The 13,727-nt window shown below is 53.5% G+C and carries 11 protein-coding genes; 4 read left to right on the top strand and 7 right to left on the bottom strand.

Annotation, left to right across the window (positions count from 1 at the left end; genetic code table 11):
• On the top strand, positions 1–896 hold an 896-nt coding region (degS, locus tag FDX01_RS17535), incomplete at its 5' end, for an outer membrane-stress sensor serine endopeptidase DegS (protein ID WP_249358881.1).
• 182 nt (positions 897–1,078) lie between these two features.
• Here the strand turns inward: degS and mdh are convergent.
• Positions 1,079–2,014, bottom strand: coding sequence for a malate dehydrogenase (gene mdh, locus FDX01_RS17540; RefSeq protein ID WP_115257361.1), 936 nt, complete (start codon positions 2,012–2,014; stop codon positions 1,079–1,081).
• Positions 2,015–2,450: 436 nt separating this feature from the next.
• Here mdh and argR point away from each other — a divergent pair, with 436 nt between their 5' ends.
• Together argR and yhcN-B are read left to right on the top strand one after the other, a co-directional pair.
• A complete protein-coding gene (argR, locus tag FDX01_RS17550; RefSeq protein WP_115257360.1) occupies positions 2,451–2,921 on the top strand; it encodes a transcriptional regulator ArgR in 471 nt (156 codons plus the stop codon).
• A 375-nt stretch (positions 2,922–3,296) separates the two neighbouring features.
• The gene (gene yhcN-B / locus FDX01_RS17555) at positions 3,297–3,563 is read left to right on the top strand and encodes a DUF1471 family stress response protein YhcN-B (RefSeq protein ID WP_096755476.1); all 267 of its coding nucleotides are present in this window, start codon (positions 3,297–3,299) and stop codon (positions 3,561–3,563) included.
• Between the two features lie 58 nt (positions 3,564–3,621).
• On the opposite strand, the gene FDX01_RS17560 is transcribed toward yhcN-B, so the two are convergent.
• From FDX01_RS17560 to aaeX, 4 genes are all read right to left on the bottom strand, one after another.
• Positions 3,622–3,900, bottom strand: coding sequence for a hypothetical protein (locus FDX01_RS17560; protein WP_137400209.1), 279 nt, complete (start codon positions 3,898–3,900; stop codon positions 3,622–3,624).
• 117 nt (positions 3,901–4,017) lie between these two features.
• Positions 4,018–5,985, bottom strand: coding sequence for a p-hydroxybenzoic acid efflux pump subunit AaeB (gene aaeB, locus FDX01_RS17565; RefSeq protein WP_096755474.1), 1,968 nt, complete (start codon positions 5,983–5,985; stop codon positions 4,018–4,020).
• Positions 5,986–5,990: 5 nt separating this feature from the next.
• Complete coding sequence (aaeA, locus tag FDX01_RS17570) at positions 5,991–6,923, bottom strand: p-hydroxybenzoic acid efflux pump subunit AaeA (RefSeq protein WP_096755473.1); 933 nt, start codon at positions 6,921–6,923, stop codon at positions 5,991–5,993.
• Positions 6,924–6,930: 7 nt separating this feature from the next.
• The gene (gene aaeX, locus FDX01_RS17575) at positions 6,931–7,134 is read right to left on the bottom strand and encodes a p-hydroxybenzoic acid efflux pump operon protein AaeX (RefSeq protein ID WP_003025177.1); all 204 of its coding nucleotides are present in this window, start codon (positions 7,132–7,134) and stop codon (positions 6,931–6,933) included.
• A gap of 184 nt (positions 7,135–7,318) precedes the next feature.
• On the opposite strand from aaeX, the gene aaeR reads away from it, so the two are divergent.
• Positions 7,319–8,248, top strand: a complete 930-nt coding sequence (gene aaeR / locus FDX01_RS17580) for an HTH-type transcriptional activator AaeR (RefSeq protein WP_117342751.1) — start codon at positions 7,319–7,321, stop codon at positions 8,246–8,248.
• A gap of 93 nt (positions 8,249–8,341) precedes the next feature.
• Here the strand turns inward: aaeR and tldD are convergent, their stop codons facing one another.
• Both tldD and yhdP read right to left on the bottom strand, forming a co-directional pair.
• Positions 8,342–9,787: a metalloprotease TldD gene (gene tldD / locus FDX01_RS17585; RefSeq protein WP_096759323.1), complete on the bottom strand. Its 1,446-nt coding sequence runs from the start codon at positions 9,785–9,787 to the stop codon at positions 8,342–8,344.
• An 88-nt stretch (positions 9,788–9,875) separates the two neighbouring features.
• On the bottom strand, positions 9,876–13,676 hold the full coding sequence (gene yhdP, locus FDX01_RS17590) for an AsmA2 domain-containing protein YhdP (RefSeq protein ID WP_137400210.1): 3,801 nt from the start codon (positions 13,674–13,676) through the stop codon (positions 9,876–9,878).
• Positions 13,677–13,727 lie beyond the last annotated feature (51 nt).

The following is a 13,727-nucleotide window of genomic DNA, read 5'->3' on the forward strand; positions in this document are numbered from 1 at the left end:
TTGTTAACGTGTATAACCGCAGTATGAACAGCACGACGCACAACCAGCTCGAGATCCGCACGCTCGGCTCCGGCGTTATCATGGATCAGCGCGGCTATATCATCACCAACAAACACGTGATTAATGATGCCGACCAAATCATCGTCGCTCTGCAGGATGGACGCGTGTTTGAAGCGCTGCTGGTCGGCTCCGATACCCTGACTGACCTGGCGGTGCTGAAAATCAACGCCTCTGGTGGGCTGCCCACAATCCCTATCAACAACAAACGGATACCGCACATTGGCGACGTCGTTCTTGCTATCGGGAACCCGTACAACCTCGGGCAAACCATTACTCAGGGGATCATCAGCGCCACCGGTCGTATTGGCCTGAACCCCACGGGACGGCAAAACTTTCTGCAAACAGACGCCTCTATCAACCACGGCAACTCCGGCGGTGCGCTGGTCAACTCGCTGGGTGAGCTGATGGGCATTAACACCCTGTCGTTTGATAAGAGCAACGATGGCGAAACGCCGGAAGGGATCGGCTTTGCTATTCCGTTCCAGTTAGCAACCAAGATTATGGATAAGCTGATTCGTGATGGTCGCGTCATTCGCGGGTATATCGGGATTAGCGGTCGCGAGATTGCGCCACTGCACGCGCAGGGCGGCGGAATGGATCAAATTCAGGGGATTGTGGTTAACGAAGTCTCCCCGGATGGCCCGGCGGCACAAGCAGGCATTCAGGTTAACGATCTGATTATCTCGGTCAATAATAAACCGGCCGTCTCTGCGCTGGAGACCATGGATCAGGTAGCGGAAATTCGCCCAGGCTCAGTGATCTCCGTCGTCGTGATGCGTGATGATAAACAGTTAACGTTGCAGGTCACCATTCAGGAATACCCGGCCACCAATTAACATCACGCCTCCCACTTACCATAACCATAAAAAACCGGAGCAATTTGAATTAGCTCCGGTTTTTATTAGGCGATATCGTAGGGACTTAGCACGTAATGCCTGATGGCGCTACGCTTATCAGGCCTACAAATACACGCTGACCGTAGGCCGGATAAGGTATTTGCATCCGGCCCCTTGTCGCGTTACTTAACGAACTCTTCGCCCAGGGTGATATCTTTCTTCAGCGTGTCCAGCATGCCTTCCAGCGAGCTCTGTTCAAACGCGCTCAGCTTGCCGATAGACTGACGCTCTTCTACGCCGTTTTTGCCCAGCAGCAGCGGCTGAGAGAAGAAGCGAGCGTACTGGCCGTCACCTTCAACGTATGCACATTCCACCACGCCTTTTTCGCCGTTCAGTGCGCGAACCAGCGACAGACCGAAACGTGCTGCGGCCTGGCCCATAGACAGGGTTGCGGAACCGCCACCGGCTTTAGCCTCGACGACTTCAGTACCCGCATTCTGGATACGTTTGGTCAGCTCAGCAGCTTCTTGCTCGGTGAAGCTTACGCCAGGGATCTGTGACAGCAGTGGCAGAATAGTCACGCCAGAGTGTCCGCCGATAACCGGAACTTCAACGTCGGTCGGCTGCTTGCCTTTCAGTTCCGCCACAAAGGTGTTGGAGCGGATGATGTCCAGCGTGGTCACGCCAAACAGTTTGTTCTTGTCGTAAACGCCTGCTTTTTTCAGCACTTCTGCAGCGATTGCAACGGTGGTGTTCACCGGGTTAGTGATGATACCGATGCATGCTTTCGGGCAGGTGGTCGCAACCTGCTGAACCAGATTCTTCACGATACCTGCGTTGACGTTAAACAGGTCGGAACGGTCCATACCCGGTTTACGCGCGACGCCTGCTGAGATCAGTACCACGTCAGCACCTTCCAGTGCCGGGGTCGCATCTTCGCCGCTGAAACCTTTGATTTTCACAGCAGTAGGGATATGGCTCAAATCAACGGCCACACCAGGCGTTACTGGAGCGATGTCGTACAGGGAGAGTTCTGAACCTGAAGGCAGTTGGGTTTTTAACAGTAATGCTAGCGCCTGACCGATTCCACCAGCAGCGCCGAGGACTGCAACTTTCATCCTAAACTCCTTATTATATTGATAAGCAAAGTGTCTGTTGCTCCGCGGCGGCGACCATAATTCACAAATCCGATGAACACAACAACCACGCGTCAAGAATGCGTAGTTACGCAAATTTGGCTTTTATGCATTTAACTTACGTAAATTAAAAGCTAAGTTACGTAATTCAATACGACTCGCACAGTAGAGCAACTTTCCAACAGGTGCTGACAATATACCTAACTGCCCTCCCAAAACAACATCAATTTGATAACAATTGATTTACTTTTAAGCTTATTTGCATGCCGTGACATAGGCATGTTTCTTGATAACGAAATTTGATAAAATTCCGCTCTTTCATAACATTATTTCAGCCTTGAATGAGGCAGACCGTTTGCATAAAAATTCATCTGTATGCACAATAATGTTGTTTCTACCGCCATATTACGGGTGACTTATGCGAAGCTCGGCAAAACAAGAAGAATTAGTAAAGGCGTTTAAAGCGCTTCTCAAGGAAGAGAAATTCAGCTCTCAGGGCGAAATCGTCCTCGCATTGCAGGATCAGGGCTTTGATAATATCAACCAGTCCAAGGTTTCACGCATGCTGACCAAGTTTGGCGCCGTGCGTACCCGCAATGCCAAAATGGAAATGGTGTACTGCCTTCCGGCAGAGTTGGGGGTACCGACAACCTCCAGCCCACTGAAAAATCTGGTGCTGGACATTGATTACAACGATGCCGTGGTGGTCATTCATACCAGCCCAGGCGCCGCACAGTTGATCGCACGTATGCTGGATTCACTGGGTAAAGCAGAAGGTATCCTCGGCACTATTGCGGGCGACGATACTATCTTCACCACTCCGGCGATGGGGTTCTCGGTAAAAGATCTGTACGAAGCTATTCTGGAACTGTTCGAACAAGAGCTGTGATCCCCTCCCCGTCGCATCGCGTGGCGGGGAAAAATCTTTCTTTCTGACTCCTGACCACTCTTTTCCTCTGCCTGCCATTTAACAAATAGTGCGTTTCACTATCCAAAAACATTCACACAGTGAATACGTCGAATTATAAACGCACAAATTGCGAAATTAACTATCACCATGAATTTACTGTATTTTTTTAAAATAATGAGTTCAATTATGCGTTTTTAATTCCAATAAGTTATTAAAACCACATTTCTTAACACTTAATTACAGCAGAAACCATTAGCGTGGTATTAATTTATCGAGTGATTAGTGTATACTTGATTTTGTGATAAGGGTCACGAAACGAAGACCCCAATAAAAGAATTCGACGAGGTAAATATCATGAAAATCAAAACGACTGTTGCAACCTTAAGCCTTCTTTCCGTTCTCTCTTTTGGCGCCAGTGCGGCGGTTAATCAGGTGAACACACAAGAAGCACAGAATTTGCAATCCATGGGTACCATCTCTGTTTCTCAGATTGGCAGCTCACCGATGGATATGCGTCAGGAAATCGTCGCCAAAGCTGAAAAAGCAGGCGCCAGCAGCTACCGCGTGACCGAACTGCGTGAAGGCGCGCATTGGCATGCAACCGCTGAACTGTACAAATAAACCCTCGTCGTCTGGTCCGAGACGACTTGCCCCCGCCTGTCGGGGGCTTTTTTATGCCTTACATTGAATGACGGACGTTAAAGCGTAATTGCCCTTCCAGCTCTTCTTCTGCTTCATCAAACAGCAAAATCAGCGCTCCGTAGCGTCGGCGTTGTTTGTCCGGTAAATGGACAAACTCAATCTCCAGCGGCAGAGGTAGAACGTCGCCCATCACCACCTCCCACAGCGAATCGAGATCGCTTACCTTTTCCCGAGCAAGGCCGAATGCCCGCGTAAACTCGCGGTAGAAATCACCCTGTTCTTCAATCTTGTCAAAATCAAATGTATAGATGTTCATCTATAGCTACCATCCCAACGCCAGTCGCTCTACAGGCTCTCTCTATGCAGGGATTCCCGCACATCAGGTAAGTATAGCCATAAAAAAACCGACGCTTCTGGCGTCGGTTTACCAGTCTTAACTGCTGGTCAGTGCATGCTGGTATTTGTGGAGCATGCCGGTAAGTCGTTTGACCGGTTCCGTCACCTGAGGCGGCGCTTGCCAGAGGGTTAACTTCTCCTGATAGACATCAAGCTCCTCCAGCAATTGGCTAAAGTAGCGTCGGCGTTTGTCGTCGTTCCCTGCGGATATGATGTGATCGGCAGTACGTCGTAGCTGACGGTGAAAGGCGGATAAATCCTCGTTTACCGGTACTGGTGCATCGCGCAGACGCTGGTGTGCGATGATCATCGTCAGCGCCAGACGAAACTTCGCCAGGTCACCGGGGAATTTGTTCATCAGCAAAAAGAGCTGCTGGTAAAGCGCCGGGAGATGGTTTTCTTTGCGGCGAACCACATTGGTGGTCATCGCTGAAACCGCCGCCGACACGAACTGATTAAGCAGCACGCGACCAGTTCTGTCACGCGAGTTATCACGCACCAGTAAGATCACCAGAAACGCCAACACGCATCCGACAATCTGCCCAAGCGCACTGTCGAGGAACTGACTAAAGTGGAAGGTCATCGGGTTATCCAGCACGATGATGTTAATGGTACTGGCCAGCGCGCCCATTGAGCCCAGACGTCGCTTCTGAACCTCGATGCCCAGAAAGAACCCCAGCACTGCCAGGCTCAGGCACAGTAACAACATACTTTGCTGCGTATTGGGGATGATAACCAGAAAGTAGAGCGCACCCAGCGGTAACGCCGCCAGCGTGCCGTAAATAAAGTCGATTGCCACCATCCGCGGGTTGGGTAAACGCATCGCCAGTGAGGTCACCACCGCAATCATCACCATTGCGCCGCTACCTGACGTCCAGCCAGTCCACAGCCAGAACAAGGTGCCCAGCACGCAGGACAGCGTGGTGCGCCAGAAGTTGACCATCGCATGGTGGCGTTCGGCGGATTCCACTTTCACCACCGGCTCGCCCTGCAGGATCTCTTCTTCCGTAGCGCTGATTTTCGTGTTGCTAACCACCCCACGTTTCAGCAGCAAGTAACGGGTTGCCGCACTGGCCCAACTATAAAGGGTCACCGGCGTTTCGCGCTCGCCGGTCCAGACCATCACCCGGCGCATGCGCTTCAGTTGTTTATGCACATCCTGCACGGTTTCTACCGGCGTATCGAACAGTTCACGGAAGGTATCCGTAATCAGTTCCGGCCGCGTGTTCTGGATAAGATAGGTTTCACAGGATTGGGTAATCAACGTCAGTGACAGCGTGTTCAGCGCTTTGAGCCTGCGGTTGGCGCGCCCCCAGCGTGAGGACTCCATATTCAGGTTACTGCGCATGCCTTCCAGCGCCGCAGTCCGACGAACTAAATCGCCCCAGGCTTTGTCCACTTCTTCGCTGTCACCATGCTTAATACACAGTTGCATAAGTCGATACTGCGCCACCAGAAGGCTGTCCAGTTCAACGTCAATTTCTTGTTTCACCGAGCGGGGAGAAAAGAGCAGATCAGCAACAATTGCGCAGACAATACCGATCACAATCTCGCTGCAGCGCTCGAGGGCAAATTGCGGTGTCAGCAGAGGCTCAGCCTGGATAGTAATGACGATAATCAGCGCCGTATAACCCGAAAGCCCCCAGGCATAGGAGTTCTCTATCTTCACCAGCGAAGAGATCCAGGTACAAAAACCGGCCCAGACACAGCACACAAGGATCATCAGCAGCGGCGCACGGATCATGCTGATGATAATTACCAGTGCCGCAATACAGCCGATAAACGTCCCGATAATACGCAGCATCCCACGATAGCGGATCGCACCCGAATAAGGTTCTCCGCCCGCCGCAAAAGCGGGGCCTGCTGCCACAATCGCTGCGGTCAACACCGCCCAGCGCGGGGTCTCAAGCTGAAAATGAAAGCCAACGAACAGCGCCAGCACAATGGCGCATGCCAGTTTTAACGCAAAGCGGATATGCTGATTGGCAATGGAGAAAATGCCCATCGCAATTAACCAAACTCGCGCAGACGGTGCGCCATTTTACGGAAGAAGGACTCCTGGCTGGCATCGCGATCCTGCTTCCCGGTAATGACCACCGTCGCCGTGGTCCCAGCTGGCCACAGCGTTCCCTGCTGGTCATCAAGACGGACGCGTACTGGCACACGCTGAGCCAGTCGCACCCATTCAAGGTTGGAGTCAATGGTCGCCATGCCTTTCGCATCCTGCGTACTGCTGGCATTCGTCACGCCCGCCGCCACGCTATCAACGGTACCTTTCAAAACCTTGTTGCTGCCAAGCGGCGTAATTTCAGCGCGGTAACCCGGACGCACACCTTCCAGCTTGGTCTCTTCCATATACGCCAGCACGTAGAAAGAGTGCTGTTTGACCAGCGCCACCGCCGTCGAACCACGGGTAATAAACTCACCGGAATAGACGTTAAGGTTCGTCACCCAGCCGTCGGCTGGCGCACGGATAACCGTACGTTCAAGATCGAGTTTTGCCAGATCACGGGTCGCCTGCGCCTTCGCCAGCTGATGTAATACGGTTTGCAGCACGTTATTCGACTGGTCAATCTCTTCGCGGGACATGGCCTGAACGCCAAGACGGTTACGACGCCCCGCTTCCTGGCGTTTTTCCTGCGCCAGGACTTGATAATAGGCGACGTCCGCTTCGGCTTGTTCGAGGGCTTTTTTATAGCGCGGTTGGTCGATGGTGAACAGGACCTGATCCTTTTTCACCAGCTGGTTATCATGCACGTTAACGTGAGTAATCAGGCCCGCGACGTCCGGGGCGATAGCAACAACCTCGGCACTAAAACGCGCATCACGCGTCCACGGCGACTCGGTGTAATAGACCCATGCGCGGAAAATAGCGATAAAAGCCAGAATGACCAGTACGAGAGTCATGGCCGTACGGGAGAGTTTTCTTGTTAGTGTTTTCACTTCAACCTCAAACGAACAGGCGCGTTATTAGATAGAACAGACAGCAATACAGCGCGGTGTTAAACAGGGCCGGATGCCAGACAAAATCATAGATGCCAGTTGGAACCAGCACCCGGCGCACCAGCCAGAAAATCGCCAGTGACAAAAGTAACTCGAAAAAAATCGGTGGGAAGGAAAGACCAAACACCACGATAACGGGAAACAGACTCATGTTGACCTTGGTAGCTTAAGAGAGTGCAGGTGATCGTTTATTGAGCGTATGTCACCGCAGAGAAGGGCAAGGATGAGCCAGGCGAGAGCGACATAGCTGTTATTTGAATAATAATATATTAACGTAACTGTTATGCTGTTATCTATATTATGTGATCTAAATCACTTTTAAGCTAGAGTGAACAATGGAACGATTAAAACGTATGTCGGTGTTCGCCAAAGTCGTCGAGTTTGGCTCCTTCACCGCCGCTGCCAGACAACTGCAAATGAGCGTTTCATCAATAAGCCAGACGGTATCAAAACTGGAAGATGAACTGCAGGTTAAGCTGCTAAACCGCAGTACACGCAGCATTGGGTTGACCGAGGCCGGAAAAATTTATTATCAGGGGTGCCGTCGCATGCTGCACGAAGTGCAGGACGTTCATGAGCAGCTCTATGCGTTTAACAACACGCCGATCGGTACACTGCGGATCGGCTGTTCTTCAACCATGGCACAAAATGTCCTCGCCGGACTGACCGCGAAAATGCTGAAAGAGTACCCTGGACTGGCGGTCAATCTGGTCACCGGCATCCCGGCCCCGGACTTAATTGCTGACGGTCTGGACGTGGTTATCCGTGTGGGCGCTCTCCAGGACTCCAGTCTTTTTTCACGTCGTCTGGGGACGATGCCAATGGTGGTCTGTGCCGCTAAAAGCTATCTCGCCCAGTTTGGCATCCCGGAAAAGCCCGCCGATCTCAGCAACCATTCGTGGCTGGAATACAGCGTGCGTCCAGATAATGAATTTGAGCTTATTGCCCCGGAAGGGATTTCAACCCGACTGATCCCGCAGGGACGCTTCGTAACCAACGATCCCATGACGCTGGTGCGTTGGCTGGCCGCAGGCGCGGGGATTGCCTATGTCCCACTGATGTGGGTGATCAATGAGATCAATCGTGGTGAATTGGAGATCCTGCTGCCCCGCTACCAGTCAGATCCGCGTCCGGTTTACGCGCTGTATACGGAAAAAGACAAGCTGCCGCTCAAGGTGCAGGTCGTGATTAACTCTCTCACAGATTATTTTGTCGATGTGGCGCAGTTGTTTCAGGGGATGTACGGCAGGGGTAAAGATAAATAAAAATGCCCGGTGGCGCTTCGCTTACCGGGCCTACGGTCGGTGCAGATATGTAGGCCGGATAAAACGCGAAGCGTTGCCATCCGGCATGTACAGTTACGCGGTACCGCCTACGGTAAGGCTATCTACCTTCAACGTCGGCTGACCCACGCCCACTGGCAGACTCTGCCCTTCTTTTCCGCAAACGCCGACGCCGTTATCCAGTTTCAGGTCATTACCCACCATCGAAACCTGCTGCATCGCTTCGATGCCGGAGCCGATCAGCGTCGCACCTTTCACCGGCTTGGTCACTTTACCGTTTTCAATCAGATACGCTTCAGACGTTGAGAACACAAACTTCCCGGACGTGATGTCCACCTGACCGCCGCCGAAGTTCGGAGCATAAATACCGTATTCAACGGACTCAATAATTTCCTGCGGCGTAGATTTACCCGGCAGCATATAGGTATTGGTCATGCGCGGCATTGGCAAATGTGCGTAAGATTCACGACGTCCGTTACCGGTCGGCGCTACACCCATCAGACGCGCGTTCAGCTTGTCCTGCATATAGCCTTTCAGAATACCGTTTTCAATCAGGACATTGTACTGGCCAGGCGTACCTTCATCATCAATAGCCACTGAACCACGGCGATCCGCCATCGTGCCGTCATCCACGATGGTGCACAGCTCAGATGCCACCAGCTCACCCATGTGGCCGCTAAAGACTGATGTCCCACGACGATTGAAGTCACCTTCAAGGCCATGACCGACCGCTTCGTGCAGCAGCACGCCCGGCCAGCCTGCACCCAGCACGACCGGCAGTGCGCCTGCTGGCGCGGCTACCGCGGAGAGATTCACCAGCGCCATGCGCACGGCTTCTTTCGCCCATGCATCGGCACGGACTTCGCCGTCAAGGGAGGCGAGGAAATAGTCATAGCCAAAACGACCACCACCGCCGCTAGCACCACGTTCACGCTTACCGTCATCTTCAACCTGCACGCTAACGGACAGGCGCACCAGAGGACGAACATCAGCCGCCAACGTACCGTCAGTCGCCGCAACCAGAATCAGCTCATAAACGCCGGTCAAGCTAGCGGTCACTTCCTGCACACGTTTGTCGGCGGCACGCGCGACCTTATCAACGCGACGCAGAATATCCAGCTTCTCTTCACGGCTCATGCTCTGCAACGGATCAAGTGAGGTATAAAGCGCCTGATGCTCTACTGCACCCAGCGTTTTCACTTTGCCATCACCGTTGTCGCGCACAATAGTACGGGCAGCAAGAGCACTTTGCTCCAGCGCCAGCAGACTTATCTGGTCCGCATAGGCAAACCCGGTTTTTTCGCCGCTGATGGCACGCACACCAACGCCCTGATCGATATTGTAAGAACCATCTTTAATGATGCGGTCTTCTAAAACCCAGGATTCGTGATAGCTCGACTGAAAATAGAGATCGCCGTAATCAAGACGGCGTTCGGCCAGTTGGCCCAGAATGGCAAACAGGTCCTGATGTTTCAGGCCATTCGCCGCTAGCAATTGTTCACTTACCAGGTTCAGACTCATCGTTTTGCTACTCATTAGTTGCCGCCGTAAAACAGCGGTAAGAAGATCATATTTACTGAGATTGGGGCAATTACTCGCCCCCGTCAAATCATTGCTGGCTTTCTTTACGCGGCTGGCGCAGAACTTCGTTAATCTGCGGTTTATCGACCGGACCAGTAATGCGATAGCGCAGAATCGAGACTTTGCTCCACAGCGGCCCCAGAACTTTACTGGCGGCAAACACCGCCGCGCCGACAATCGGGTTAACGGCAAATGCGGCGGCAACCCCCACGGTAGCAGAAATTTCCGGCGCGACCACGGCTTCCATATTCAGCTCACGGCGCACCAGATTGACCGAGCCTTTCATGGCGATATCGGCTTCCAGACCATCCACCAGCGTATCGTCGGTATGCATCACGCCATCTTTTATCCACGCCGTACTGCGAATGGAGTCAAAATAAAAGCCTTCGTTAAACGTATCGCTAAAATCGAAACGCAGTTTACGCAGCAACGCATCAAAGCTCAGTAGGCGCAGCAACTGCCCCGCATGCCCGGTGCTGAGTTCAGTAATCTCACCTTTGCCCAGACGGGTCCGCAAAATACCATTCAGCGACGCTTCATCCGGATCCCAGGGCGGGTTACGCCAGTGCAAATCGTACTCGACGTTGAATGAGGAGTTGCGGATCGGGGTCGATACACCAAAGAAACCGGCCGCTGAATCAATTTTATTACCGTTCAGTTTTCCTTTAAGCGACGTACGCACATTACCCGGCACGTTAACCCATTCACCGTCGAGGGTCAGTCTGGCAAAGCCCGTATCCAGCAGTCCGTTATCCAGGGTCAACGTATCACCCTTAATCGCGACGTCAGCATCAATGCGCCCGTATTTCTGCCCCCACATCCAGCACTCTTCGCAGCGCAGTTGAACGTCCGGCCAGCCACGGAAGCTGACGTTATTGATCGTGGAAAACGGTGAGGCCGGAGTGGCGTTCGGTGCGGGTTTCGCGGCGCTCGGGTTGTAATAGAGATACTTCACGTTTGCCAGCCACGGTGCGTTATTGCGCATCGCCAACGTCGCGTTGATCTCACGCCCCTGCGCCTGCACTTTACTGCCGTTCAGTGAAGGCTCAGATACAATACTGAGATTATTCCACTGCTGACCGCCCAACGATAGCGACGGCGTGCGCACGGTTATACGCGGCGGGAAGTCCGCATTGGTGCCCACGCTGTCCGCCGCGCCTTTGTTAAACAGTGCCAACCATTGCGCACCATCCATTGGCGGCAAATTGAGCTCAATACCTTGCTGCTCGGGCAGGTCAGGCACAGTGCGGCTTTCAGAAGCCCAGATAGCACGATCAAGGGTCAGTTTCTGATTCAACAGCCAGTGGCTGTTAAAGTGATTTTTAGGCCCCGCGTTGCCCGTCAAATCGAAGCTGCGCAGGTTGCCGTCGGCCTTCACGTTTAATGGCAGAGACTCGCCGGCCGCTTTATTCAGCGGCGCAGGTAAGTGACTGCTTACATTCTTCAGGTCGCCTTTAAGCTCAATGCTGTAGGTCGCCCCGGCATGGTACGGAAGATCGATACCCACTTTGCCATTCCACGCTACGCTGCCGCCTAAGGCCTCGTTCACCTGCGTTGGCAGGATACCCATGCGGGTTGGCTGCCAGTCCCCGTTCAGGTTTACCGCAACCTGATAGGCTTTAGCACCCTCGGTGGTGGAAAAGTCGACGTTCAGCGGCTGATTAAACCAGTTGGCCGTCATCGGCTCGCTTTGAAGTGAGCCGTTGATAAAGCTAAATTTGCCGTTCAGGTTCTTTAATGTACTGTCGAGTGGCTTAATAAACAGGCTGTTATTACGCAGGTTAACATCACCTTTGGCCGTCACCAGCGAGCCATCAAAGGGGATATCCAGATGTAAGCGAGCATTCACATCGCCGTCAATCTGGAGCTGCTCCAGCGTGGCGCCCAGTGAATCCTTCAACGGCGTCTCATCAAAATACGGTCCAACTGCCTTGCCCGGACCATTAATGTCGGCATCGATTAGCAGCTTTTCTTTCGCGTAGTCGGGAATATCAGCTGTCAGGTTGCTGGCTCTCACCCCACCTAAATTGACGCCGTCGGTCTTCATCCACAGACCGTTATTCATGAAGTTCAGCTCAATGTTGAGATTGGTAAGCGCTGGCCAGTCAGGCTGGAAAGCAAACTTAGCATTGCGCAGCGGCACCAGTACCTGAAACTGACCTTCGTTATGTGGATACGGGAAAAGACGCGGGTTGCCGCCGTACACCAACGTGGCGTTATCCGCCTCACCGCCCTGAATCGCACCGCTCAGGTAGTCGACCAGGTCTTTACCCATCAGGTTTTCCGGGAAATAACGCCAGGCCTGAGAACCGTCGTCGGTGCTGATACCCGCCAGAATGCCCAGCCACGGCTCATCACCTGTCGGCTGCAGATAGCGAAAGCCGCCGCGCGCATGGACGGCTTTCGCTTTAACATCAATATTTCGCCCATCCAGCTGAAAACCTTTGTCATTCTTCAGCCAGCTTAGCGTCGCCACCCCGTCTTCAATTTCCAGCGGCGCGCGGAAGACGGTTTCATACGGCATTTTCGCCTGCTTCATCGAAACGGTGAGCGCACCATTTTCTACGCTACCGGCAAGCGTACCGGAGAAATGCTCGGCGCCCGGTAACAGCTTCCACTGCTTCCAGGCCAGATCGGTCCACGAGGACTGGAAGCGCGTTTTTTCTGTCGCCTGTAATGGGATATCCAGCGCCAGCGTATCTATCTTGCCGCTCGGCTGCGTGGCCCGCCAGATGTCACCTAACGCCGGAGAGAGCTTTGCCGCCATGGGGCGAAGTCCTTCCAGGCCTGCCAGCTCGAGGTTACTAGCTCGAATGCGCAGCTCATCGCTGCGTTTGTTATTCTCGCCCCCCACTTCCTGCTCGGGGATCCAGGCCAGGGTGAGCGCACCACTCGGCCAGGGCTTGTTATCCATCGTAATGCGCGTATCCGGGATCGCGAACACCCAGCCGGGCTGCTCGCGGCTAATATGCGCGGTCAGGTTATCAACGGACAGCGTGTGCGTGTTGTTGTCACCTTTCCAGCTTGCCCCGCCTTTCTTCAGCCAGACATCGCCACTGGAAATTTCGCCTTTGCTGAGCGTCATCCACCCTTCCAGGCTAAAGCGTGCCGTTTGCAGCGCGACGTTATCCTGCATCCATTTCCCCAGCCACGGTTTGACGTCGATGTCATCGGCCTGTAGCCAGACCCGACCATTGTTCAGCAGCCCTTCGTCATCACGCAGATCCATCCGTACCTGCATGATACCGTGCTGCCCGGTCAGGCTGGAGAGGCTGACCTGGCCTTCGGCGCGGTGTCTGTTTTTTCCGTTCAGCCAGGTAAGCTGCGGGATCGCCAGTTCTGCACGCTGACCAGAGAGGGTCAAGAAACTGATTTGGCTGTCGCGGAGATCGAAGTGATCGAACTGGCGTAAAAACAGATCGCTAACGCGGCCGGGTTCGACTCCATCGTCATTGTTGCTGCGCTGGATAGGCGTATTAGTGCGTAAATGCAGTTGCCAGAAGGTGAGGTCGCGAAACTGCCAGCGCATGTGCAGCAAGCTTTGCCAGACATCCAGCGCCAGCGTGACGCGTTTGACCGAGAATTCGCCGCCGTCGCTAAGCTGAGTGTGGATATCGCGGGCTTCAAGGGTGGGGCCAAAATTCTGCCAGTTGGCGGAGAGCTGGCTGGCAGAAACGGTCATACCGGTGGCCGACTCAATTTTACTGAGGATCGCAGGCCGCCAGCTATCGAGATGCGGCAACGCAAGGCGCAGGCCACTGACCAGTAGCGCTGCGATGACGACGAGCGCGGCTCCAGTGAGCAGTAAAATCCCCGGCAATCGCCTCACGCATCTCTCCTTGTCTGCCAAAAAATGTGACTCACAAAATCGTTTTGCCGG

The sequence above is a fragment of the Citrobacter sp. wls613 genome, from assembly GCF_005281195.1.
Lineage (GTDB): Bacteria > Pseudomonadota > Gammaproteobacteria > Enterobacterales > Enterobacteriaceae > Citrobacter > Citrobacter gillenii.

What these genes read in the sequence shown, in the direction of transcription:
- mdh (WP_115257361.1), bottom strand. Translation starts at nt 2,014, where the DNA reads ATGAAAGTTGCAGTCCTCGGCGCTGCTGGTGGAATCGGTCAGGCGCTA.
- argR (WP_115257360.1), top strand. Translation starts at nt 2,451, where the DNA reads ATGCGAAGCTCGGCAAAACAAGAAGAATTAGTAAAGGCGTTTAAAGCG.
- yhcN-B (WP_096755476.1), top strand. Translation starts at nt 3,297, where the DNA reads ATGAAAATCAAAACGACTGTTGCAACCTTAAGCCTTCTTTCCGTTCTC.
- FDX01_RS17560 (WP_137400209.1), bottom strand. Translation starts at nt 3,900, where the DNA reads ATGAACATCTATACATTTGATTTTGACAAGATTGAAGAACAGGGTGAT.
- aaeB (WP_096755474.1), bottom strand. Translation starts at nt 5,985, where the DNA reads ATGGGCATTTTCTCCATTGCCAATCAGCATATCCGCTTTGCGTTAAAA.
- aaeX (WP_003025177.1), bottom strand. Translation starts at nt 7,134, where the DNA reads ATGAGTCTGTTTCCCGTTATCGTGGTGTTTGGTCTTTCCTTCCCACCG.
- aaeR (WP_117342751.1), top strand. Translation starts at nt 7,319, where the DNA reads ATGGAACGATTAAAACGTATGTCGGTGTTCGCCAAAGTCGTCGAGTTT.
- tldD (WP_096759323.1), bottom strand. Translation starts at nt 9,787, where the DNA reads ATGAGTCTGAACCTGGTAAGTGAACAATTGCTAGCGGCGAATGGCCTG.